The sequence below is a fragment of the Streptococcus sp. oral taxon 058 str. F0407 genome, from assembly GCF_000235485.1.
Lineage (GTDB): Bacteria > Bacillota > Bacilli > Lactobacillales > Streptococcaceae > Streptococcus.
The window spans coordinates 1-22,052 of record NZ_JH378883.1 but is presented as its reverse complement, the minus strand read 5'-3'; the positions used below and the strand labels follow the sequence as shown (position 1 = coordinate 22,052).

21 protein-coding genes, 3 pseudogenes and 1 riboswitch are annotated in these 22,052 nt (G+C 42.2%); of the genes and pseudogenes, 21 read left to right on the top strand and 3 right to left on the bottom strand.

Annotation, left to right across the window (positions count from 1 at the left end):
* The first annotated feature begins 6 nt into the window (after positions 1-6).
* Genes tenA through thiE form a run of 4 tightly spaced genes read left to right on the top strand, consistent with a single transcriptional unit; the run spans position 7 to position 2,655 of the window.
* Positions 7-699, top strand: a complete 693-nt coding sequence (tenA, locus tag HMPREF9184_RS00990; protein WP_000397224.1) for a thiaminase II — start codon at positions 7-9, stop codon at positions 697-699.
* A 3-nt stretch (positions 700-702) separates the two neighbouring features.
* The gene (gene thiW, locus HMPREF9184_RS00985) at positions 703-1,227 is read left to right on the top strand and encodes an energy coupling factor transporter S component ThiW (RefSeq protein WP_001244055.1); all 525 of its coding nucleotides are present in this window, start codon (positions 703-705) and stop codon (positions 1,225-1,227) included.
* A complete protein-coding gene (locus HMPREF9184_RS00980) occupies positions 1,227-2,030 on the top strand; it encodes a hydroxyethylthiazole kinase (protein ID WP_009444087.1) in 804 nt (267 codons plus the stop codon). The genes thiW and HMPREF9184_RS00980 overlap by 1 nt, the downstream gene beginning before the upstream one ends.
* Positions 2,023-2,655, top strand: coding sequence for a thiamine phosphate synthase (gene thiE / locus HMPREF9184_RS00975; RefSeq protein WP_001078200.1), 633 nt, complete (start codon positions 2,023-2,025; stop codon positions 2,653-2,655). The genes HMPREF9184_RS00980 and thiE overlap by 8 nt, the downstream gene beginning before the upstream one ends.
* 47 nt (positions 2,656-2,702) lie before the next feature.
* On the opposite strand, the gene thiD is transcribed toward thiE, so the two are convergent.
* Positions 2,703-3,494 carry a bifunctional hydroxymethylpyrimidine kinase/phosphomethylpyrimidine kinase gene (gene thiD / locus HMPREF9184_RS00970; RefSeq protein WP_000221722.1) on the bottom strand — a complete coding sequence of 264 codons (792 nt, stop codon included), beginning with the start codon at positions 3,492-3,494 and terminating at the stop codon, positions 2,703-2,705.
* An 84-nt stretch (positions 3,495-3,578) separates the two neighbouring features.
* A riboswitch (TPP riboswitch) is annotated at positions 3,579-3,677 on the bottom strand.
* Between the two features lie 183 nt (positions 3,678-3,860).
* Between thiD and HMPREF9184_RS00965 the strand changes: the two genes are divergently transcribed.
* The 6 genes from HMPREF9184_RS00965 to manA all read left to right on the top strand — a co-directional run bounded on the left by HMPREF9184_RS00965 (position 3,861) and on the right by manA (position 10,425).
* Positions 3,861-4,256, top strand: coding sequence for a CopY/TcrY family copper transport repressor (locus tag HMPREF9184_RS00965; protein WP_001167187.1), 396 nt, complete (start codon positions 3,861-3,863; stop codon positions 4,254-4,256).
* 10 nt (positions 4,257-4,266) lie between these two features.
* Complete coding sequence (locus HMPREF9184_RS00960) at positions 4,267-4,638, top strand: cupredoxin domain-containing protein (RefSeq protein ID WP_000933322.1); 372 nt, start codon at positions 4,267-4,269, stop codon at positions 4,636-4,638.
* Positions 4,639-4,647: 9 nt separating this feature from the next.
* Positions 4,648-6,870, top strand: coding sequence for a heavy metal translocating P-type ATPase (locus HMPREF9184_RS00955; RefSeq protein WP_000136341.1), 2,223 nt, complete (start codon positions 4,648-4,650; stop codon positions 6,868-6,870).
* A 213-nt stretch (positions 6,871-7,083) separates the two neighbouring features.
* Positions 7,084-8,859: a pyruvate oxidase gene (gene spxB / locus HMPREF9184_RS00950; RefSeq protein WP_000191825.1), complete on the top strand. Its 1,776-nt coding sequence runs from the start codon at positions 7,084-7,086 to the stop codon at positions 8,857-8,859.
* Between the two features lie 110 nt (positions 8,860-8,969).
* Positions 8,970-9,317 (top strand): VOC family protein, encoded by a 348-nt coding sequence (locus HMPREF9184_RS00945; protein WP_001052667.1) that lies wholly within the window; start codon positions 8,970-8,972, stop codon positions 9,315-9,317.
* Positions 9,318-9,480: 163 nt separating this feature from the next.
* On the top strand, positions 9,481-10,425 hold the full coding sequence (gene manA, locus HMPREF9184_RS00940) for a mannose-6-phosphate isomerase, class I (protein WP_001294304.1): 945 nt from the start codon (positions 9,481-9,483) through the stop codon (positions 10,423-10,425).
* Between the two features lie 42 nt (positions 10,426-10,467).
* Here the strand turns inward: manA and HMPREF9184_RS00935 are convergent, their stop codons facing one another.
* Complete coding sequence (locus tag HMPREF9184_RS00935) at positions 10,468-11,808, bottom strand: sodium-dependent transporter (RefSeq protein WP_009444086.1); 1,341 nt, start codon at positions 11,806-11,808, stop codon at positions 10,468-10,470.
* A 357-nt stretch (positions 11,809-12,165) separates the two neighbouring features.
* On the opposite strand from HMPREF9184_RS00935, the gene HMPREF9184_RS00930 reads away from it, so the two are divergent.
* Positions 12,166-12,906 (top strand): MerR family transcriptional regulator, encoded by a 741-nt coding sequence (locus HMPREF9184_RS00930; RefSeq protein WP_000274774.1) that lies wholly within the window; start codon positions 12,166-12,168, stop codon positions 12,904-12,906.
* A gap of 28 nt (positions 12,907-12,934) precedes the next feature.
* Here HMPREF9184_RS00930 and HMPREF9184_RS00925 read toward each other — a convergent pair.
* A pseudogene (locus tag HMPREF9184_RS00925) lies at positions 12,935-13,174 on the bottom strand (DNA mismatch repair protein MutT); the annotation flags it as partial.
* Between HMPREF9184_RS00925 and HMPREF9184_RS09345 the strand changes: the two are divergent.
* From HMPREF9184_RS09345 to HMPREF9184_RS00880, 10 genes and pseudogenes are all read left to right on the top strand, one after another.
* Positions 13,162-13,305, top strand: a pseudogene (locus HMPREF9184_RS09345) (GNAT family N-acetyltransferase); the annotation flags it as partial. The pseudogenes HMPREF9184_RS00925 and HMPREF9184_RS09345 sit on opposite strands and share 13 nt — an antisense overlap.
* A gap of 163 nt (positions 13,306-13,468) precedes the next feature.
* Positions 13,469-14,179 carry a thiol-disulfide oxidoreductase-associated membrane protein CcdA2 gene (ccdA2, locus tag HMPREF9184_RS00920; protein ID WP_000378662.1) on the top strand — a complete coding sequence of 237 codons (711 nt, stop codon included), beginning with the start codon at positions 13,469-13,471 and terminating at the stop codon, positions 14,177-14,179.
* Positions 14,180-14,192: 13 nt separating this feature from the next.
* Complete coding sequence (locus tag HMPREF9184_RS00915; RefSeq protein WP_000759243.1) at positions 14,193-14,756, top strand: redoxin family protein; 564 nt, start codon at positions 14,193-14,195, stop codon at positions 14,754-14,756.
* A 9-nt stretch (positions 14,757-14,765) separates the two neighbouring features.
* The gene (gene msrB / locus HMPREF9184_RS00910; protein ID WP_000998581.1) at positions 14,766-15,878 is read left to right on the top strand and encodes a peptide-methionine (R)-S-oxide reductase MsrB; all 1,113 of its coding nucleotides are present in this window, start codon (positions 14,766-14,768) and stop codon (positions 15,876-15,878) included.
* A gap of 70 nt (positions 15,879-15,948) precedes the next feature.
* Positions 15,949-16,686 carry a response regulator transcription factor gene (locus HMPREF9184_RS00905; RefSeq protein ID WP_000222626.1) on the top strand — a complete coding sequence of 246 codons (738 nt, stop codon included), beginning with the start codon at positions 15,949-15,951 and terminating at the stop codon, positions 16,684-16,686.
* Entirely contained in the window at positions 16,683-18,374 is a 1,692-nt protein-coding gene (locus HMPREF9184_RS00900; RefSeq protein ID WP_000831099.1) for a cache domain-containing sensor histidine kinase, read from the top strand. The genes HMPREF9184_RS00905 and HMPREF9184_RS00900 overlap by 4 nt, the downstream gene beginning before the upstream one ends.
* 111 nt (positions 18,375-18,485) lie before the next feature.
* Complete coding sequence (locus HMPREF9184_RS00895; protein ID WP_000659514.1) at positions 18,486-19,049, top strand: TIGR01440 family protein; 564 nt, start codon at positions 18,486-18,488, stop codon at positions 19,047-19,049.
* Positions 19,050-19,105: 56 nt separating this feature from the next.
* Positions 19,106-19,633, top strand: coding sequence for an AAA family ATPase (locus HMPREF9184_RS00890; protein WP_000426558.1), 528 nt, complete (start codon positions 19,106-19,108; stop codon positions 19,631-19,633).
* Between the two features lie 233 nt (positions 19,634-19,866).
* Positions 19,867-21,582: an aminodeoxychorismate synthase component I gene (pabB, locus tag HMPREF9184_RS00885; protein ID WP_000554837.1), complete on the top strand. Its 1,716-nt coding sequence runs from the start codon at positions 19,867-19,869 to the stop codon at positions 21,580-21,582.
* A gap of 118 nt (positions 21,583-21,700) precedes the next feature.
* Positions 21,701-22,052, top strand: a pseudogene (locus HMPREF9184_RS00880) (N-acetylmuramoyl-L-alanine amidase family protein); the annotation flags it as partial.

Below are 22,052 nucleotides of genomic sequence, written 5' to 3'. Positions count from 1 at the left end.
GTTATTATGGAATTTACAGATATTGCGATGGAATTATCCAGGGAAGCTTGGCAGGCTTCCTTTCAGCATCCCTTTGTTTTACAGTTACAAGAGGGAAATTTAGAACCTGCGATTTTCCGCTATTACCTAATTCAGGATGCTTATTACCTGAAGTCTTTTTCAGAAGCCTATCACCTCTTGGCTGATAAGACTTCAAACGAAAAGATGAAAAGACTCTTGAAACAAAATGCTCAGAGTCTAGTGGAGGGTGAGTTGTTTATCCGCCAACAATTTTTCAAGGAATTAGGAATCAGTGACCAGGAAATGGAGCAACATCCAATCGCTCCAACCTGTTACCATTATATTTCTCATATTTATCGTCAATTTGCAGAACCAAACTTGGGCATTGCTTTTGCTAGTTTGCTCCCATGTCCTTGGTTATACCATGATTTGGGAAAGGCGCTTAACCACAAACCATCCCCGAATCCTCTTTATCAACAGTGGATTGAAACCTATATCACAGATGAATTAGAACAGCAGATTAAAGAGGAAGAAGCGCTGGTCAATCAGCTCTATCGAGAAAGCGACGAGACGGACAAACAAAAAATGCTAGAGGCCTTCCACCGCAGTGTCCACATGGAAGCCAAGTTTTGGGAGATGGCTTACCAACACCAAACATGGACGAGTGATTTGCAGTCCTTAGAAAAAGAGAAGAAATAGAAAATGAGAAACCACCAACTTCAAGTTCACAAATTAACCATTTTATCCATGATGATTGCCCTTGACGTAGTTCTTACACCCATCTTTCGAATTGAAGGAATGGCACCAATGTCCAGTGTAGTCAATATTCTTGCAGGAATCTTGATGGGACCTGTTTATGCCTTGGTCATGGCTACAGTCACAGCCTTTATTCGTATGTCTACTCAAGGCATTCCGCCCTTGGCCCTCACAGGAGCTACTTTTGGAGCCCTCCTTGCAGGTCTCTTTTATAAGTACGGTCGAAAATTTCACTATTCTGCCCTTGGAGAGATTCTGGGAACAGGGATTATCGGTTCTATTGTTTCCTATCCTGTCATGGTTCTCTTTACGGGATCTGCGGCCAAGCTCAGCTGGTTTATTTATACTCCGCGATTTTTCGGAGCGACCTTGATTGGTACAGCCATAGCTTTCCTCGCTTTCCGATTTTTAATCAAGCAGGAATTCTTTAAAAAAGTACAAGGATATTTCTTTGGTGAGAGGATAGACTGATGCAGGAATTTACAAATCCCTTTCCTCTGAACTCTAGCTCCTTAATTCACTGCATCACTAATGAGATTTCCTGTGAGATGCTGGCTAATGGCATTTTGGCTCTGGGATCTAAACCTGTCATGGCAGATGATCCCCGTGAGGTTCTTGATTTTACTAAACAAAGCCAGGCTCTCTTTCTCAATTTGGGGCATTTGTCAGCTGAGAAGGAAAAGGCAATCCGTCTGGCAGCTTCTTATGCAGCTCAAGCTTGTCTCCCAATGGTAGTTGATGCGGTTGGCGTAGCGGCTTCCCCCATTCGTAAGGATCTAGTAAGAGATCTTTTAGAATTCAAGCCCACGGTCCTTAAAGGAAATATGTCGGAAATACGAAGTCTTGTTGGTTTAAAGCATCATGGGGTTGGGGTTGATGCGAGTGCTAAAGACCAAGAAACGGAGGATTTGCTGAAAGTCTTGAAAGACTGGTGTCAGACCTATCCTGGTATGTCATTCTTAGTCACTGGCCCCAAGGATCTCATCGTTTCGGAGAATCAGGTTGCAATATTGGGAAATGGCTGTGCAGAATTGGACTGGATAACAGGGACAGGAGACCTGGTTGGAGCCTTGACAGCCGTTTTTCTCAGCCAAGGAAAGACTGCCTTTGAAGCTTCTTGCCTAGCGGTCTCTTATCTCAATATCTCTGCTGAGAGAATCGTTGTTAAAGGAATGGGATTGGAAGATTTTCGTTACCAAGTTCTCAATCAACTCTCTCTCCTAAAAAGAGACGAAAACTGGCTAGATGCCATCAAAGGAGAATTTTATGAATAGAGAAGCACTTAAACTGTATCTAGTAACTAATCGCTACCAAGATTCCTTGGAAAGCTTTCTTGAAAAAGTCGAGACGGCCTGCCGTTCAGGTGTTACCATAGTCCAATTACGAGAAAAAAATCTCACCACCAATCAATACTATCAACTAGCAAAACAAGTTAAGAAAATAACAGATGCCTATCAGATACCCTTGATTATCGATGATCGATTGGATATCTGTCTAGCAGTCGATGCTGCAGGTTTGCATATTGGCGATGATGAACTACCAGTTTCGGTTGCCCGCAAAGTCTTGGGTCCTGAAAAAATCCTCGGTGTCACTGCTAAAACGGTTAAAAGAGCTCTCGAAGCTGAAACATCAGGTGCGGATTACTTGGGAACAGGAGCCATTTTCCCGACTACGACCAAAGAAAATGCACCTATCACCCTGATTTCAACATTGAAAACAATTTGCCAAACGGTCGCCATTCCAGTAGTTGCTATCGGAGGCTTGACGTCAGAGAATATTGACCAACTTACTGGCACTGGTATAGCTGGAGTAGCTGTCGTACGTGATTTGATGCAGGCGGAAGATATTGAGGCAAAAACACAAGCCTTTTTAACAAAGCTGGATAACATGATTTCCTAATCAAAAACTCTCTAATTCCCTTAAAGTAGGAACTAGAGAGTTTTTTCTTAATCTTTAAAAGTTGTATGGTTGACTGGTCCAGAACCATGTCCGAGTTGAGGAGCATCTTGGATGGCTTTTGTGATAAAGGCCTTGGCCTTATCAACTGCCTGGTAAAGACTTCTGCCCTTGGCTAGTTCAGCCGTAATTACAGCAGCAAAGGTACATCCAGTACCATGGGTGTGACAAGTTTGAATTCTTGGACTTTCCCAGACAAATTGTTCATCCTTGGTAAAAAGGAAATCCTTGGCACCACCTTCAAGATGGCCACCTTTGATAACAACGGACTGAGGACCAAATTCTTTTATAATCAGGCGACCAGCACGCTGCATGTCTTCTGGATCATGAATCGAAAAACCAACAATCTCTTCTGCCTCAGGAAGATTGGGCGTGATAATGGTAGCAAGGGGAAGCAGATTTGTTTTTAGGTAGCTTCTCGCACTGGAATCAATCAGGGCGTCCCCACTCGTAGCGACCATAACAGGGTCAAGAACATAGGGACAGTCCAGCTTTTTAAGATAGGGTTGGATGATCTCCATGATCTCAGTAGTTGCTAACATCCCAGTTTTTACAGCCTGAGGCTTGATATCCGAAAAGACACTCTCCAATTGGGCTTCCAGCATTTGGTTGGAGACGTGTTCAATTAATTGAACGCCTCTGGTATTTTGAGCGACAAGGCTGGTCACAACGGCCATTCCATAAACATCTCTAGCTTGGAACGACTTTAAGTCAGCCATAATACCAGCACCGCCACTAGGGTCAGTTCCAGCAATGGTTAGAGCAACGGGTAAATAAGTCATCTAAAACCTCCCAACCAACTGAAGTTTGTATTCTTAAGAACAAGCTAGTCTGTTTCAGGAAAGTAATAGAAGACCAGATAGTCCTCATCATTATTTCCACTTCCATCAGCTAGCATTACCTAGATTGAGTCAAAGGGATCTAACAGTCGTTAATCTCAGCTTTACGCACCCCTAGTGGTTGTTTTCTTTTTTCTTCAGTATAGCATATTTTTATAGTTTATATAGTAAAATTTGACTGCAAATCTCTCGTTACATGATTAGAATTCTATTTTTCGAAAAAATAATAAAAATTATAGTTGACAAATGTAGATTTTCGGAGTATACTAATAACTGTAATCGACAAATGTAGATTTAGGAGGTGTGATTATGCAGATTTCAGATGCAGAATGGCAGGTCATGAAGATTATTTGGATGCAAGGGGAACAGACCAGTAGCGATTTGATCAGGGTTTTAGCGGAGCGGTTCGACTGGTCCAAGTCGACCATTCAAACTCTTTTGGCTCGCTTAGTAGAGAAAGAGTGCCTGACTCGAAAAAAAGAGGGCAAGTCCTTTGTTTATTCGGCCCTTTTAACTTTGGACCAAAGTCGGGATTTACTTGTCCAAGATATCAAGGACAAGGTTTGTTCTCGTAGGATTAAGAACTTGTTGGCTGATTTGATTGCTGAATGTGATTTTACTCTGGCTGACTTGGAAGGCTTGGAAGAAGTGATTTCTAAGAAGAAATCAAGCGCTGTAACAGAAGTAAGATGTAATTGTATGTAAAGGAGACGCTATGTTAAATCTATTTGTATCTATTGTTGTTTTAGGAATGATTGCTTTTATCCTCTTTTGGTTTTTCAAAAAACCGCAAGAAGATGCTAAGAGAGCTCAGCAAAAGAATGGCTATCAAGAAATTCGAGTGGAGGTCATGGGAGGATATACTCCAGAAACCATTATCCTCAAAAAATCGCAACCTGCTCGCATTATTTTTGATCGAAAAGATCCTTCACCTTGCTTGGATCAAATCGTTTTTCCAGACTTTGGAGTGCATGCAGATCTGCCTATGGGAGACCAATATGTGGTTGAAATCACACCTGAAGAAGCAGGTGAGTATGGTTTCTCTTGTGGCATGAATATGATGCACGGTAAGATGATTGTAGAATAGGAGAATATTATGACTGAAATTGTAAAAGCAAGCCTTGAAAATGGTGTTCAAAAAATCCGTATCACGGCAGACAAAGGCTACCATCCAGCCCACATTCAACTGCAAAAAGGGATTCCTGCTGAGATTACCTTTCATCGTGTGACACCATCAAACTGTTATAAAGAAGTTCTCTTCGAAGAAGAAGGGATCCTAGAACCAATCGGCGTAGATGAGGAGAAAGTCATTCGCTTTACTCCTCAAGAATTGGGTGAGCATGAATTTTCATGTGGCATGAAGATGCAAAAGGGGAGTTATACCGTAGTTGAGAAGACTCGAAAATCTCTATCACTTTTACAGCGTTTTTGGATTACTAGTATCTTTACTGTGCCTCTTGTGATTCTCATGATTGGGTTGTCGACAGGAGGAATTAGTCACCAAGTCATGCTTTGGGGAACTTTCTTAGCTACGACACCCATTATGTTGGTATCTGGAGTTCCTTATATCAGAAGTGCTTGGGCTAGCTTTAAAAAACATAACGCCAACATGGATAGTTTGGTAGCTCTAGGAACCTTGGTAGCTTATGTCTATAGTTTAGTTGCCCTCTTCACTGGTTTGCCTGTTTATTTTGAAATTGCAGGATTTCTCCTCTTTTTCATTCTTTTAGGTGCAGTATTTGAAGAACGCATGCGCAAAAACGCTTCGCAAGCAGTCGAAAAATTATTAGACCTACAAGCAAAAACAGCAGAGGTTTTGCGTGATGATGTTTATGTTCAAATACCTCTAGAACAAGTCAAAGTTGGGGATCTCATTCGCGTTCGACCAGGTGAAAAAATTGCCGTTGATGGTATTGTTTTAGAAGGTGAAACTAGTATTGATGAGTCAATGGTGACTGGGGAAAGTATTCCAGTAGATAAGTCTGCCGGTGATACTGTCATTGGTTCAACCATCAATAATAGTGGTACGATCATCTTTAGAGCTGAAAAAGTTGGTTCTGAGACTATGTTGGCTCAGATTGTGGACTTTGTGAAGAAAGCGCAAACGAGTCGTGCTCCTATTCAAGATTTGACCGACAAGATTTCTGGGATTTTTGTACCAGCAGTTGTCATTTTAGGACTTCTTACTTTTTGGGTCTGGTTTGTTTTACTTGGAGATAGCTTTGTAACTTCTCTTCTTTATGGAGTAGCAGTTTTGATAATTGCCTGTCCTTGTGCACTAGGACTCGCGACACCGACAGCACTCATGGTTGGAACAGGACGAAGTGCCAAGATGGGGGTTCTTCTCAAAAATGGTACAGTTCTACAGGAAATCCAAAAAGTCCAAACGGTTGTTTTTGATAAGACAGGAACCTTGACCGAAGGGAAGCCAGTAGTGACAGATGTTGTCGGAGATGAAGGAGAAGTGATCAGCTTGGCTGCTTCACTGGAAGATGTATCTCAACACCCGCTAGCTCAAGCTATTGTTAATCGTGCATCTGAACTAGGAATTAGCCTTTACCCAGTGGAAAACTTCCAAGCCTTGCATGGAAAAGGTGTGACTGGGATTATTAATGGTAAACAAGTCTTGCTGGGGAATGCTAAGCTCTTAGCTGACCTTGCTATTCCACATGATTATCAAGAACGATTTGATTTGCTTGAGAAAGAAGCAAAAACAGTTGTCTTCCTATCCGTGGATGGTCAGTTAAAAGGCTTAATTGCCTTGCAGGATGTCCCTAAGGAAAATGCTCGAGAAGCTATTGCTAAATTGAAAAAACGTGGTCTTAGAACGGTCATGCTTACCGGAGATAATGCTGGAGTAGCGCATGCGATTGCAGAGCAAATTGGAATTGAAGAAGTGATTGCAAATGTCTTGCCAGAGGAAAAGGCACATGAAATTCACAAGCTTCAAAAGAATGGTAAACTTGCCTTTGTTGGAGATGGCATCAATGATGCGCCAGCCCTCAGTGTAGCGGATGTCGGAATTGCCATGGGCTCTGGGACAGATATTGCCATTGAATCCGCGGATCTTGTCCTTACAACCAACAATTTACTAGGATTGGCACGTGCTTTTGATATGAGTAAGAAGACCTTTAATCGTATCCTACTCAATCTTTTCTGGGCTTCTATCTATAACCTCATTGGTATTCCGATTGCAGCAGGAGTTTTTTCAGGTATTGGTCTGGTGCTCAATCCAGAACTGGCAGGTCTTGCTATGGCCTTTAGTTCTGTATCTGTTCTGACCAGTTCACTCATGCTAAACATTACTAAGATAGACTAAAAGCGGGCTTGCTCGCTTTTTTATTATAAAACAGTTTTATAAAGCGTTTCCATTCTGTTCTGTAATAGAGAATGAAAACTTCTGAGCACATTCTTAGGATACTCAAAGTAAATGTGGTAAATTAGGATTGTAAATTTACTGAATCGCTTTCAAACAACATATAAAAGCGCTTTTTGTAAATATATGAAATTATTTTGAAGGAGAGTTATCATTATGACTCAAGGGAAAATTACTGCATCTGCAGCAATGCTCAACGTATTGAAAACATGGGGCGTAGACACCATCTACGGTATCCCATCAGGAACACTCAGCTCATTGATGGACGCTTTGGCTGAAGACAAAGATATCCGCTTCTTGCAAGTTCGCCACGAAGAAACAGGTGCTCTTGCAGCGGTTATGCAAGCTAAATTCGGCGGCTCAATCGGGGTTGCAGTTGGTTCAGGTGGTCCAGGTGCGACTCACTTGATTAACGGTGTTTACGATGCAGCTATGGATAACACTCCATTCCTTGCTATCCTTGGATCACGTCCAGTTAACGAACTCAACATGGATGCCTTCCAAGAGCTTAACCAAAACCCAATGTACAACGGCATCGCTGTCTACAACAAACGTGTTGCTTACGCAGAGCAATTGCCAAAAGTAATCGATGAAGCTTGCCGTGCTGCAGTTTCTAAAAAGGGTCCAGCTGTTGTTGAAATCCCAGTAAACTTCGGTTTCCAAGAAATCGACGAAAACTCTTACTACGGTTCAGGTTCATACGAGCGTTCATTCATCGCTCCTGCTTTGAACGAAGTTGAAATCAACAAAGCGGTTGAAATCTTGAACAATGCTGAACGTCCAGTTATCTACGCTGGTTACGGTGGTGTTAAAGCGGGTGAAGTGATTACTGAATTGTCACGTAAAATCAAAGCACCAATCATCACAACTGGTAAAAACTTTGAAGCCTTTGAATGGAACTATGAAGGGTTGACAGGTTCTGCTTACCGTGTTGGTTGGAAACCAGCCAACGAAGTGGTCTTTGAAGCAGACACAGTTCTTTTCCTTGGTTCAAACTTCCCATTTGCTGAAGTTTACGAAGCCTTCAAGAATACTGAAAAATTCATTCAAGTGGATATCGATCCTTACAAACTTGGTAAACGTCATGCACTTGATGCTTCAATCCTTGGTGATGCTGGTCAAGCAGCCAAAGCTATCCTTGACAAAGTCAACCCAGTTGAATCTACTCCATGGTGGCGTGCAAACGTGAAGAACAACCAAAACTGGCGTGATTACATGAACAAACTCGAAGGTAAAACTGAGGGTGAATTGCAATTGTACCAAGTCTACAATGCTATCAACAAACACGCTGACCAAGACGCTATCTACTCAATCGACGTGGGTAACTCAACTCAAACATCAACTCGTCACCTTCACATGACTCCTAAGAACATGTGGCGTACATCTCCACTCTTTGCGACAATGGGTATCGCCCTTCCTGGTGGTATTGCTGCTAAGAAAGACAATCCATATCGCCAAGTATGGAACATCATGGGTGACGGTGCATTCAACATGTGCTACCCAGACGTGATCACCAACGTTCAATACAACCTTCCAGTTATCAACGTTGTCTTCTCAAACGCTGAGTATGCCTTCATCAAGAACAAATACGAAGACACAAACAAACACTTGTTTGGTGTTGACTTCCCTAACGCTGACTACGCGAAAATCGCTGAAGCACAAGGTGCTGTTGGATTTACAGTAGACCGTATCGAAGACATCGACGCAGTCGTCGCAGAAGCTGTGAAACTCAACAAAGAAGGTAAAACTGTTGTTATCGATGCCCGCATTACTCAACACCGTCCACTTCCAGTAGAAGTACTTGAGTTGGATCCAAAACTTCACTCAGAAGAAGCCATCAAAGCCTTCAAGGAAAAATACGAAGCAGAAGAACTCGTACCATTCCGCCTCTTCTTGGAAGAAGAAGGATTGCAATCACGCGCAATTAAATAATTCCTCTCGTCGAAAATCAAATGTAAAGCTTGTAGACTTTATTCTTTGATTTTCATAGAGTGGAACTTGAAAAGATCGGAGCAATCCGGTCTTTTTGTGGAGGAGAGTAAATGAATTTAAATCAATTAGATATTATCGTTTCAAATGTTCCCCAAGTCTGTGCTGACTTGGAGCGGCTTTTGGATAAAAAGTCCGATTATGTTGATGACGGTTTTGCTCAGTTTACGATTGGCAGTCATTGTCTTATGTTGTCCCAAAATCATTTGATTCCTTTGGAAGATTTTCAGTCAGGAATTATTCTTCACATCGAGGTTGAGGGTGTAGACCAGAACTATCGACGATTGAAAGAGCTTGGTGCCGAGATTTTACACGGTCCAGCTGTAACTGATTGGGGAACGGAATCGCTACTAGTTAAAGGCCCTGCTGGCCTAGTGATTGACTTTTATAGGATGAAATAAGGGCATAGTAGAGTTTGATAGCCAGCAAAAATTATAGCATAAGAAGGGATTTCTTCACTATTTTTATAAAATCTTCTCCCAACTTTATAAGATCGGAAAAAGAGTTCAATTCGAACTCTTTTTTTGCTATAATGAGGGGAGAAAAATCAGATAGGAGATTGACATGTCAGAACCATTATTTTTACAATCAGTTATGCAAGAAAAAATCTGGGGTGGGACCAAGCTACGTGATGAGTTTGGCTACGACATCCCAAGTGAAAAAATCGGAGAATACTGGGCCATTTCAGCTCACCCAAATGGTGTTTCAAAGGTCGCAAATGGTCGCTACGAGGGAACAGACCTTGCTACTTTGTATGCAGAACACCGTGAGTTGTTTGGCAACCGTCCAGAACCCGTATTTCCACTTTTGACCAAGATTCTCGATGCCAACGACTGGCTCAGTGTTCAAGTTCACCCAGACGATGCTTACGGACTCGAGCATGAAGGCGAACTTGGAAAAACAGAATGCTGGTATATCATTGCAGCGGATGAGGGATCAGAGATTATCTATGGCCACAATGCCAAGTCAAAAGAAGAACTTCGCCAGCAAATTGAAGCTAAAGACTGGGATGGTCTATTAACAAAAGTCCCTGTCAAGGCTGGAGATTTCTTCTATGTACCAAGTGGTACCATGCACGCTATCGGCGCAGGTATCTTGATTCTTGAAACGCAACAGTCTAGTGATACAACCTACCGTGTCTATGACTTTGACCGTAAGGATGACAATGGTAACTTGCGTGAGCTTCACCTTGAAAAATCCATCGATGTTTTGAACATTGGTGAACCAGCAAATAGCCGTCCGGTGACTATCAAGGCTGATGACCTGCGTTCAACTCTTCTAGTGTCCAATGATTTCTTCGCCGTTTACAAGTGGGAAATCACTGGAAAAGTTGATTTTGAAAAGACAGCTGACTACAGCTTATTGAGTGTCTTGGCTGGCCAAGGTCAGCTAACAGTTGACGGGAAAAACTATCCAATCCAAAAAGGTAGCCACTTTATCCTACCAAGTGATGTTGAAGCCTGGACCTTGGAAGGGCAAGGTTTGGAATTGATTGTTAGTCATCCATAAAAAAAAGAAAGGGCCTGAGTTCACTACTCAAGTCCTTTTTGATTACATAAATTGGGCGATAAAGACCACGATGATGATAATTGGAATGACGAAACGAAGAAGGAAGAGCCAGACTTGGAAAAGTCCCTGTTTCCATGTTCTTTCATCAAGATGCAGTTCCTCCATGGCAAGGGCCTTCTTAAAGATATAGCCTGTAAAGAGTGAAAGGTAAAGAGCTCCAAATGGCATGAGGAGATTGGAAACCAAGAAATCCATAGCGTCAAAGAAGGTTTTACCAAAAATGTGAACATCCGCCATAACACCGTAAGATAGGGCTGAAGGAATTCCAAAAACAAAGGTCAAAATCCCTAAAATGGTACTCCATTTGGCACGCTTGCTGTTGTCCTGATTGGTGATATTGCCCACATTAATTTCCAGCATAACGACAGAAGAAGTGACCGTCGCAAAGAGGAAGAGCAAGAGGAAAAGGATGTAGAAAATGGTTCCAAAGGGCATCTTGTCAAAGAGTTGAGGCAAGACGATAAAGAGCAGGCTTGGTCCCCCTTCAGACTGGATGTTGAAGGCTGACATGGCTGGGAAAATGGCTAGACCTGCCATGATGGATACCGAGATGTTCATGGCTACAATGGAAATCCCTGATTGGACCAGATTGGTTTTCTTATCCAAGTAGGAAGCATAGGTCAGCATGGCTGTAACCCCTAGTGAGAGGGCAAAGAAAGATTGTCCCAGAGCATAGAGGAGACCAGCACTGGTCAGTTTTGAAAAGTCTGGTTTGAGGAAGTAAAGAACGCCTTCCATGGCATTTGGCAAACTGAGAGAGCGTCCAATGATAATGACAAAGATGATAAATAGCAGGGGCATCATAATCTTTGAGGCTCTTTCAATCCCTTTTTGTACTCCACGTGATACAATAAAGATATTCAACAAGATAAAGGCAGCTTGAGCCCCTAGGGCAATGGCTGGATTTGAAATGATTGAAGTAAATAACTGAGCATAATCACCCGTTCCGCCAAACTGGAACAATTTCCCAAACTCAATGCCTAGATAGACTAAAATCCAACCTCCAATAACACTATAGAAGGATAAGAGGATAAAGAGGGCAAAGGCACCAATCCAACCGATAAAGTTGTACTTGTTATTGTTGCCAAGTTTTCCAAAGGTTTTGATTGCCGAAACACCAGCGCTACGGCCAAGGGCAAACTCAGCAAGCAGTAGCGGGAAACCGATTAAAATGGTAGAAATGAGAAAGACCAGTAAAAAGCCGCCTCCACCATTTGCAGCAGTCATGTAGGGAAACTTCCAAACGGCACCAAGCCCGATGGCTGAACCAGCAGATGCTAGGATAAAGCCAAGTTTCGAGCCCCATTGCGATTTTTCTGACATAGTTAAACTCCAATCTCGTTTTTTAAAATAAGAAAAGGCTACTTGAGTTGTCAAATAGCCTTCTCTCAATGGCTCTTTATGAGCCTTCTGTTTGATTGATAGACTTGACTATCCTATCATGTTTTCTGATGTCTGTCAAGAAAGCCATTTTCAAGTTTTCACAGTTTTCTCAAAAAGTTAAAAAATTTTCGCAAAAACACTTGACTCTGACCTAAGGGGAGGGGTTATACTATCCTTGTAATACTCTTCGAAAATCAAATTCAAACCACGTCAGCGTCGCCTTACCGTACTCAAGTACAGCCTGCGGCTAGCTTCCTAGTTTGCTCTTTGATTTTCATTGAGTATAAGGAGGAAATCATGTACCATATAAAAGAAGCTGCGCAGCTTTCAGGTGTCTCTGTCAAGACCCTGCACCACTACGATAAGATAGGACTCTTGGTCCCCTTAAAGTCGGAAAATGGCTATCGAACTTACAGTCAAGAGGATTTGGAACGCCTTCAAGTCATTCTTTACTACAAATATCTAGGCTTTTCTTTAGAAAAAATAGCAGAGCTGTTAAAGGAAGAAAGGAAAGATTTATTGCCCCATTTGACTAGGCAGTTGGAGTATCTAACTCGAGAAAGGCAACATCTGGATACCTTGATTTCCACCTTGCAAAAAACTATTCAAGAACAAAAAGGAGAAAGAAAAATGACCATTGAGGAAAAATTCACTGGATTTAGCTATCAAGACAATCAAAAATACCACCAAGAAGCGGTAGAGGAGTATGGACAAGAAGTCATGGATCAAGCCCTCGAACGCCAAAAGGGTCGCGAAGATGAGTCTACGGCCGCCTTTAACCAAGTCTTTCAAACTTTGGCGCAAAATCTTCAAGCTGGTTTACCTGCAACAGCAACTGAAAACCAAGAGCAAGCAGCCAATCTCTTGCAAGCCATTCGTACTTATGGATTTGACTGCTCTATTGAAGTCTTCGGACATATCGGTAAAGGATACGTCTATAACCCAGAGTTCAAGGAAAACATTGATAAATTTGGACCTGGAACAGCCCAGTACACATCAGATGCCATTGCAGCTTACGTTCGGACAAATGTAGAATAAATAGGCTAGGAATTTCCTAGCCTATTTTTTACTTCAAATCATAAAGCCAGTCATCACCGTCTTTATAGTAGAAGAACTCACTGATATCATCTTCCAAAAAAACACGAAGCATATCAGACATATCCTTGGTTGCCAGTTTTAGACGAGAAAGATTTTCAAAATCCTCCCACCATACCTTTCCTTCATCTGAAGATTGGAGCTCGCCAGTAAAGTGTTCGGTCTTGTAAAATAGAACGACGTAACGGTAATCCTCGTCGTCATACCAGTCTCAATCCAGCTTCAGGTCGTGTGATGGAAAAAGCGGGAATGTCCTATCTTAAGACGGTCGCCAATGGTGTAGAGAGAAAAGACTACGTTGCGGACCTTATTTATTACCAGATGAGCAGGGAAGACAGGTGATTTTCTTTTCTGTTTCTATCAAAGTCAGACTTTGTCTGGCTTTTTTTGCGCAAGATTTTTAAATAAGCTGATTAAATTCCTATTTTTCCCTATCATTGTCCCTGTTTTTTCTTAGACTTGGGAATTATAATAGACTTATCAAAAGAAAGAAGAGTAAAAAGATATGGACAGTGTATTCTTTTTTATCAGTGTTTTTCTTGCTGGAATTCTTTCCTTCTTTTCTCCTTGTATTTTACCTTTGTTGCCGGTCTATGCAGGGGTCTTGCTGGATGACAAAGATGGTGCTCAGGCTTCTAGCGAAAAATTTTCAATCTCACTTGTTAGTTTATTGCGAACTCTGGCCTTTATAGCGGGGATTTCTTTTATCTTTATCTTACTGGGTTATGGAGCTGGTTTTTTAGGCAATTTGCTTTATGCTTCTTGGTTTCAGTATGTGACGGGTGCGGTTATCATTCTCTTGGGCTTGCATCAGATGGAAGTCTTACATTTGCAGGGACTCTACAAGGAAAGAAGGCTACAATTAAAGAGACAAGGGCAAAAGGGTAACGGCTATAGCCAGGCATTTTTACTGGGGTTAACCTTTAGTTTTGCTTGGACGCCATGTGTGGGGCCGGTCCTGGGGTCTGTTTTGGCCTTGGCGGCTTCAGGTGGCTCAGGTGCTTGGCAGGGAGCTGGTCTCATGTTGGTTTACACGCTGGGTTTGGCGCTACCATTTTTGGTTCTAGCTCTTGCCTCCAGCTATGTTTTGAAACATTTCCGAAAAATCCATCCCTACCTCGGGACCCTCAAAAAAGTCGGTGGTTTTCTCATTATCGTGATGGGAATTTTAGTGCTTTTGGGAAATGCTTCCATTTTGACTACATTATTTGAATAGAGAGGAAAAAGAAATGAAAAAATGGCAAACATGTCTCCTTGGAGCAGGCTCAATCTGTTGCTTGGCAGCCTGTTCGGCTAAAAACATGGCAGACGAGTCTACTATGAAGGAGCAAACCAAAACAGAACAAGTTGGTTCGAAAACTGCGACTAAAGGTCAGGCAGTCGCTGATTTTGAACTGATGGGAGTAGATGGTAAGACCTATCGTTTATCTGACTACAAAGGCAAGAAAGTCTATCTTAAATTCTGGGCTTCTTGGTGTTCCATCTGTCTGGCTAGCCTTCCAGATACGGACGAAATCGCTAAAGAAGCTGGTGATGACTATGTGGTCTTGACAGTGGTGTCACCAGGCCACAAGGGTGAACAAGCAGAAGCGGCCTTTAAGAACTGGTACAAGGGCTTGGATTATAAAAATTTTCCGGTTTTAATTGATCCGTCAGGCAAACTTTTGGAAAGTTATGGTGTTCGTTCTTACCCGACTCAAGCCTTTATAGACAAGGAAGGCAAGCTAGTCAAAACGCAACCAGGTTTTATGGATAAGGATATGATTTTAAAAGAATTGAAAGAAATGGGGTAGAGAAAGGCAATGAACGATAAAGTAAAACTTTTTGTCTTGGCAGGGGTCATTCTCCTAGCTATAACCGGTTTCTATTTCCTATTGATGCGAAATGCAGGGCAAACAGATAGCTCGCAAATTGAGAAAGCGTCAGTTAGCCAAGGAGGAAAAACAGTGAAAAAAACTGAAGTGAGCAAAGACGCAGACTTGCACGAAATTTATCTAGCTGGGGGATGTTTCTGGGGAGTGGAGGAATACTTCTCACGCGTGCCTGGAGTAACCGATGCCGTTTCAGGCTATGCAAACGGTAGAGGGGAAACAACCAAGTACGAATTGATTAACCAAACAGGACATGCGGAGACTGTCCATGTCACCTATGATGCCAATCAAATTTCCCTCAAGGAAATTCTGCTTCATTACTTCCGCATTATCAATCCAACCAGTAAAAATAAACAAGGAAATGATGTGGGGACCCAGTACCGTACTGGTGTCTATTACACAGATGACAAGGATTTGGAGGTGATCAACCAAGTCTTTGATGAAGTGGCTAAGAAATACGACCAACCTCTAGCAGTTGAAAAGGAGGCTTTGAAGAATTTTGTGGTGGCTGAGGATTACCACCAAGACTATCTCAAGAAAAATCCAAATGGTTACTGTCATATCAATGTTAATCAGGCGGCCTATCCCGTCATTGATGCCAGCAAATATCCAAAACCTAGTGATGAAGAATTGAAAAAGACCTTGTCAGCTGAGGAGTATGCAGTCACCCAGAAAAATCAAACAGAACGGGCTTTTTCAAACCGCTACTGGGATAAATTTGAATCTGGTATCTATGTGGATGTAGCAACTGGCGAACCCCTCTTTTCATCGAAGGACAAGTTCGAGTCTGGTTGTGGCTGGCCTAGTTTTACGCAACCAATCAGTCCAGATGTTGCGACCTACAAAGAAGATAAGTCTTACAACATGACACGCATGGAAGTGAGAAGCCGAGTTGGAAATTCTCACCTTGGCCATGTCTTTACGGACGGTCCACAGGACAAGGGGGGCTTGCGCTACTGTATCAATAGTCTCTCTATCCGCTTTATTCCCAAAGACCAAATGGCAGAAAAAGGCTACGCTTATTTACTAGATTATGTCGATTAAGAGGGCTTTCCTAAGCAGGTAGAGGAGAATTTTGCTATACTGATACTAGTAAGTGGTAAAGGAGCAGAGCATGACCTACACAATCTTAATCGTAGAAGATGAATATCTGGTAAGACAAGGCTTGACCAAGCTGGTCAATGTAGCAGCCTACGATATGGAAATCATCGGTCAGGCTGAAAATGGAAGGCAGGCTTGGGAATTGATTCAAAAGCAGGTGCCAGACATTATTTTAACTGATATCAACATGCCTCAGCTAAATGGCATCCAGTTGGCCAGTCTGGTCCGAGAAACCTATCCTCAGGTTCATCTGGTTTTTTTGACAGGTTACGATGATTTTGATTATGCCTTATCTGCTGTCAAACTCGGTGTGGATGACTACCTGCTCAAACCCTTTTCTCGTCAGGATATTGAGGAAATGTTGGGAAAAATCAAGCAAAAACTAGACAAGGAAGAAAAGGAAGAGCAGTTACAAGATTTATTGACCGATAAGTTTGAAGGAAATATGGCTCAGAAAATCCAGTCTCATCTGGCTGATAGCCAATTTAGTTTAAAGTCTTTGGCCAGTGACTTGGGTTTTAGTTCGACTTATCTGAGTTCTTTGATTAAGAAAGAGTTGGGCTTGCCTTTTCAGGATTATCTGGTGCGAGAACGTGTCAAACAAGCCAAGCTCTTGCTCTTGACAACGGATTTAAAGATTTATGAGATCGCAGAGAAGGTTGGTTTTGAAGATATGAACTACTTTACCCAACGCTTTAAACAGATTGCAGGTGTGACGCCTCGTCAGTTTAAGAAGGGAGAAGGTCGATGAAGCGTTCTTCTCTCCTAGTCAGAATGGTTATTTCCATCTTTCTGGTCTTTCTCATTCTTCTAGCTGTGGTTGGGACTTTCTACTATCAATCTAGTTCTTCAGCCATTGAGGCTACCATTGAAGGCAATAGCCAAACGACTATCAGTCAGGCTAGTCACTTTATCCAGTCCTATATCAAAAAATTAGAAACAACCTCGACTAGTTTGACCCAGCAGACAGATGTCCTAGCCTATGCTGAGAATCCTAGTCAAGATAAGATTGAGGGAATCCGAAATCTGTTTTTGACCATCTTAAAGGCAGACCAGGACTTGAAAACGGTTGTGCTGGTGACCAAATCCGGTCAGGTCATTTCTACAGATGATAGTGTGCAGATGAAAACTTCCTCAGATATGATGGCTGAGAACTGGTACCAAAAGGCTATTCATCAGGGGGCTAAGCCCGTTTTGACACCAGCTCGTAAATCAGACAGCCAGTGGGTTATTTCTGTCACTCAAGAACTTGTTGATGCAAGGGGAGCCAATCTGGGCGTGCTTCGTTTGGATATTTCCTATGAAACTCTGGAAGCCTATCTCAACCAACTCCAGTTGGGTGAGCAGGGATTTGCCTTTATTATCAACGAAAACCATGAATTCGTCTACCATCCTCAACACACAGTCTATAGCTCATCTAGCGAAATGGAGGCTATGAAACCCTACATCGAGACAGGGCAGGGCTATACTCTAGACCACCAATCTTACGTCAGTCAGGAAAAGATTGCTGGAACTGATTGGACGGTCCTTGGCGTGTCTTCACTGGAGAAGTTAGACCAGGTTCGGAGTCAACTCATGTGGACCTTGTTTGGGGCTAGTGTCACATCTCTTCTTGCCTGTCTCTGCTTGGTGTGGTTCAGTCTCAAGCGCTGGATTGCCCCCTTGAAGGACCTGAGAGATACCATGCTGGAAATTGCTTCTGGATCTCAAAATCTTCGTGCCAAGGAAGCTGGTGCCTATGAACTGAGAGAAGTGACTCGCCAATTTAATGCCATGTTGGATCAAGTTGATCAGCTGATGGCAGATATTCGAAGACAAGAAGAAACGACCCGTCAGTACGAACTTCGTGCCTTGTCGAGCCAGATTAACCCCCATTTCCTCTATAATACCTTAGACACTATCATCTGGATGGCTGAATTTCAGGATAGTCAGAGAGTAGTTCAGGTGACTAAGTCCTTGGCGACCTATTTCCGCTTGGCGCTCAATCAAGGGAAGGACTTGATTTGCCTTTCTGATGAAATCAATCATGTCCGCCAGTATCTCTTTATCCAGAAACAACGCTATGGCGATAAGCTGGAATATGAAATTGATGAAAATCCTGCCTTTGATAATTTAGTCTTACCCAAGTTGGTGTTGCAACCCCTTGTAGAGAATGCTCTTTACCATGGCATCAAGGAAAAGGAAGGTCAGGGCCATATTAAACTTTCTGTCCAGAAAAAGGATTCAGGACTAGTCATCCGCATTGAGGATGATGGAGTTGGTTTCCAAAATACTGGCGATAATAGTCAAAGTCAACTCAAACGTGGGGGAGTTGGTCTTCAAAATGTTGACCAACGGCTCAAACTTCATTTTGGCGAAAACTATCAGATGACGATCAATTCTGAACCCGAAAAAGGAACGGCGGTTGAAATACACATAAATAGAATAGAAACTAGTTAACTCCCAGTCAATTCTGGGAGTTTTACTTTTTAAAAAATCAGATTGATCAGTTCGCCTTGATAAAATCAGTAAAAAAAGATATGATAGATAGTGACAAAAGAGGTATCAAGTATGAAGGAAAAAGACATTCAAAGAGAAACAAGCCAGATTGTAAAAGATGTATTAGAAAAGGCCAATTTGAAGCAAGGAGCTATTTTTGTTTTGGGCCTTTCTTCTAGTGAGGTGATAGGTGGCCAGATTGGCAAGGAATCCAGCCAAGAAATTGGGGAAATCATTGTGAAGACGATTTTAGATATCCTGGGAGGGGAAGGAATTCATCTAGCTGTTCAAGGTTGTGAACACGTCAATCGTGCCCTCGTCGTCGAACGTCAGGTGGCGGAGCAGTTTGGTCTGGAAATCGTCAGTGTCCTTCCTACTCTTCATGCAGGAGGTTCAGGTCAGTTGGCAGCCTTCAAGTTTATGCAGGATCCAGTTGAGGTCGAATTTATCGAGGCTCATGCTGGATTGGATATCGGAGATACTGCAATTGGTATGCATGTCAAGCATGTGCAGGTTCCGATTAGACCAGTTTTGCGTGAGATTGGCCATGCCCATGTAACGGCTCTAGCTAGCCGTCCAAAACTAATCGGTGGTGCGCGTGCGCAGTATCCAGAAGACTTCATAAGAAAGTCATAAGTGGGCTGAGAATGATCATAAGTCAGAGATAGATTTCAAGTATATAGAGGTTAAAGTTGGAAAATTGTGTTTATATTATTTCGGGTCCCCCAGGTGTTGGAAAGAGCACTGTCAGCAAAGAGTTGGCCTATTCTTTTGACAAAAGTGCAGTTATAGAGGGAGATATGATTTACTTAATGATTAAAGGAGGTCTCGTAGCTCCTTGGGAAGATGATGGATTTTACATGGATTTGTTCTGGGATAATATCATCAGTCTGACCAATAATTTCATAGCCAGAGGCATTACCGTCGTGATAGAGTATGTCATATTTGAAGATCAACTGAAGAAAATTGCAGCCTTCTTAAAGGCAAAACAAATTAAGCTAAAATATTGTGTCCTAATGGCAGAAGAAGAAACCTTGAAAGATAGGGATTCTTCTCGAAAAGAAATTGAGAGAACAGGCGATTTATCAATCCAAGCAAGAAATGAATTCTTAGCTAAAAATAGTGAGAAACATCATTTTCTGTACACGGATGATTTAGATGTCAAAGAAACAGTAGGCATCATTAAAACTTCAAATCAATTTTTAATTTCTGAACAGTAAAAGACAGGGAGAGTAAGGGTATAAAAACCAAGACTCTCTCTGTTTTTTGTTGTTGAATTCTTGTGCGAAGTGTTCCAAATAAGACCATCTTTTACTAGAAGAACTAGTACTATCTGGTGGAGAATTGCCAAAAGTGAAAAAAATAATTTAAAGAAGATTTTTCGTTATGGAAAACAGTAAACAAAGCTGGATTTAGCTGTTCTAGGTCGGCTTTTTTGTGCTATACTAAAGATATGCATAGAAAAACAGTGATTGATTTTAGGGCTTTGGGGGAGAGATACACTTTTACCCAGCCGATTAAAGAGTTAAAAACGAGAGATTTAGCAGAAGTGGTGGATTTGCTGGCACAAGTGGAAAGCTACCAAGAGCAGGGCTATTATGTGGTGGGTTATGTCAGCTACGAGGCTGCACCGGCTTTTGAGGAGAAATTAGCAGCTCACAAGGCTCCTCTACTGGGAGAGTACTTGCTTTACTTTACCGTTCACGATAGGGTGGAAACATCCCCTATTCCTCTGGCTTATGAGGAAGTAGATCTGCCTTCAAATTGGTATGAACTAACATCTGCAGAGGACTATGAAAAAGCTATTTCCCGGATTCACCATCATTTGCGTCAAGGGGACACCTACCAGGTAAATTACACTGTCCAACTCAAGCAAAACTTAAGTGCCAATCCTTTTGCCAGCTACAATCGCATGGTTGTAGAGCAGGAGGCGGGCTACAATGCCTATGTTGAACATGATGAGATGGCAGTGATTTCCATGAGCCCAGAGCTCTTTTTTGAGCAAAATGACCGTGAGTTGACAACTCGTCCAATGAAGGGAACAACTAAACGTGGTCTGACTGACGATGAGGATTTGAAAGAGGCAGCTTGGTTGAAGCAGGATCCCAAAAATCGTTCTGAAAATATGATGATTGTGGATCTCTTGCGTAATGACATGAACCGTATTTCTGAAGTGGGCAGTGAGCATGTAGAACGTCTTTGCCAGGTGGAGCAGTATTCAACGGTTTGGCAGATGACTTCGACCATCAAGAGTCAGTTGCTACCGGATGTGGACTTGGTTGCCATTTTTCGCTCTCTCTTTCCTTGTGGATCCATAACGGGAGCTCCGAAAATTGCGACTATGGAAATTATCAAGGACTTGGAGCCACAACCCAGAGGAGTCTACTGCGGAACGATTGGTCTCTTGCTTCCAAATGGACGACGGATTTTTAATGTAGCCATTCGGACCATTCAACTTCACAAGGGCCAAGCAATCTATGGAGTTGGCGGCGGGATTACTTGGGATAGCACCTGGGAATCTGAATACCGTGAAGTTCATCAAAAGGCGGCTGTTCTCTATCGTAAACAAGCTCGTTTCAAACTGATTTCAACTGGAAAAATCAGCCAGAAGAGGCTGCTGTTTGAAGATCAACATTTGGAAAGACTGACAAAGGCGAGCCGTTATTTTGCCTATCCTTTTGATCCAAAAAAACTGAGACAAAAGATAGAGGAAGAGTGTCAAGCTTGTGATTCCCACCAAGACTACCGTTTGCGAATTAGTCTCAGCAAATCTGGAGAGATGAAACTCAGTCGCCAAATCTTAACACCCCTCAGTCCAAGTTTCTGCAAAGCCAAACTTTGTCTGCAAGAAGCAGATTTGAATCAATCATTTACCTACTTCAAAACAACTCATAGACCACACTTAAGTCTAGGTAAACAGGAAATCATTTACCATAATGCAGCAGGAGAGCTATTGGAAACGTCTATAGGGAATCTAGTTCTTAAAATTGCTGGAAAACTCTACACACCGCCTACCAGTCTAGGAATTTTGCCAGGAATTTACCGTCAGCATTTACTGGAAAGAGGACAGGTAGAGGAAAAAGTCTTGACTTTAAAAGACCTAGCTCAGGCGGAGGATATCTACGGCTGCAATGCGGTCAGAGGTTTGTATGAGTTGGAAGTGATATAACTATGGATTTTTCAATTTAGTTTCAGATTTATTTGTTAATATTTAATATTTAATTTGAAAGAAAAATTAAGCATATGATATACTATGAGTATAAATCATTAAAAACATGGAGATTTTTATGAAAAAATCAAAAAAAATTTTAGTAACCAGCTTAGCAACTGCAACACTGGGACTTATTTCATTTGCAGATACAACTGGAGCCTTTCCTTTTTCGGCTCAGCATGTTTCTGCTCAAGAAAAGGATGCGTCTAAAAATGGTAAGGTTGTAAAAGAGAATACAACTTCGGCACCAAATCAAGCTGAGAAACCGAAAACAACAGCTCAAAACCCTGCTGAGAAACCAAAAACACTAGCGTCGAAATCAGCACCAAAACCCGCGCCGAAGCCAACACCAAAACCAGCACCGAAATCCGCGCCAAAGCCGGAGCCAAAGCCAGCACCGAAACCCGCTGAGAAACCGAAAACACCAG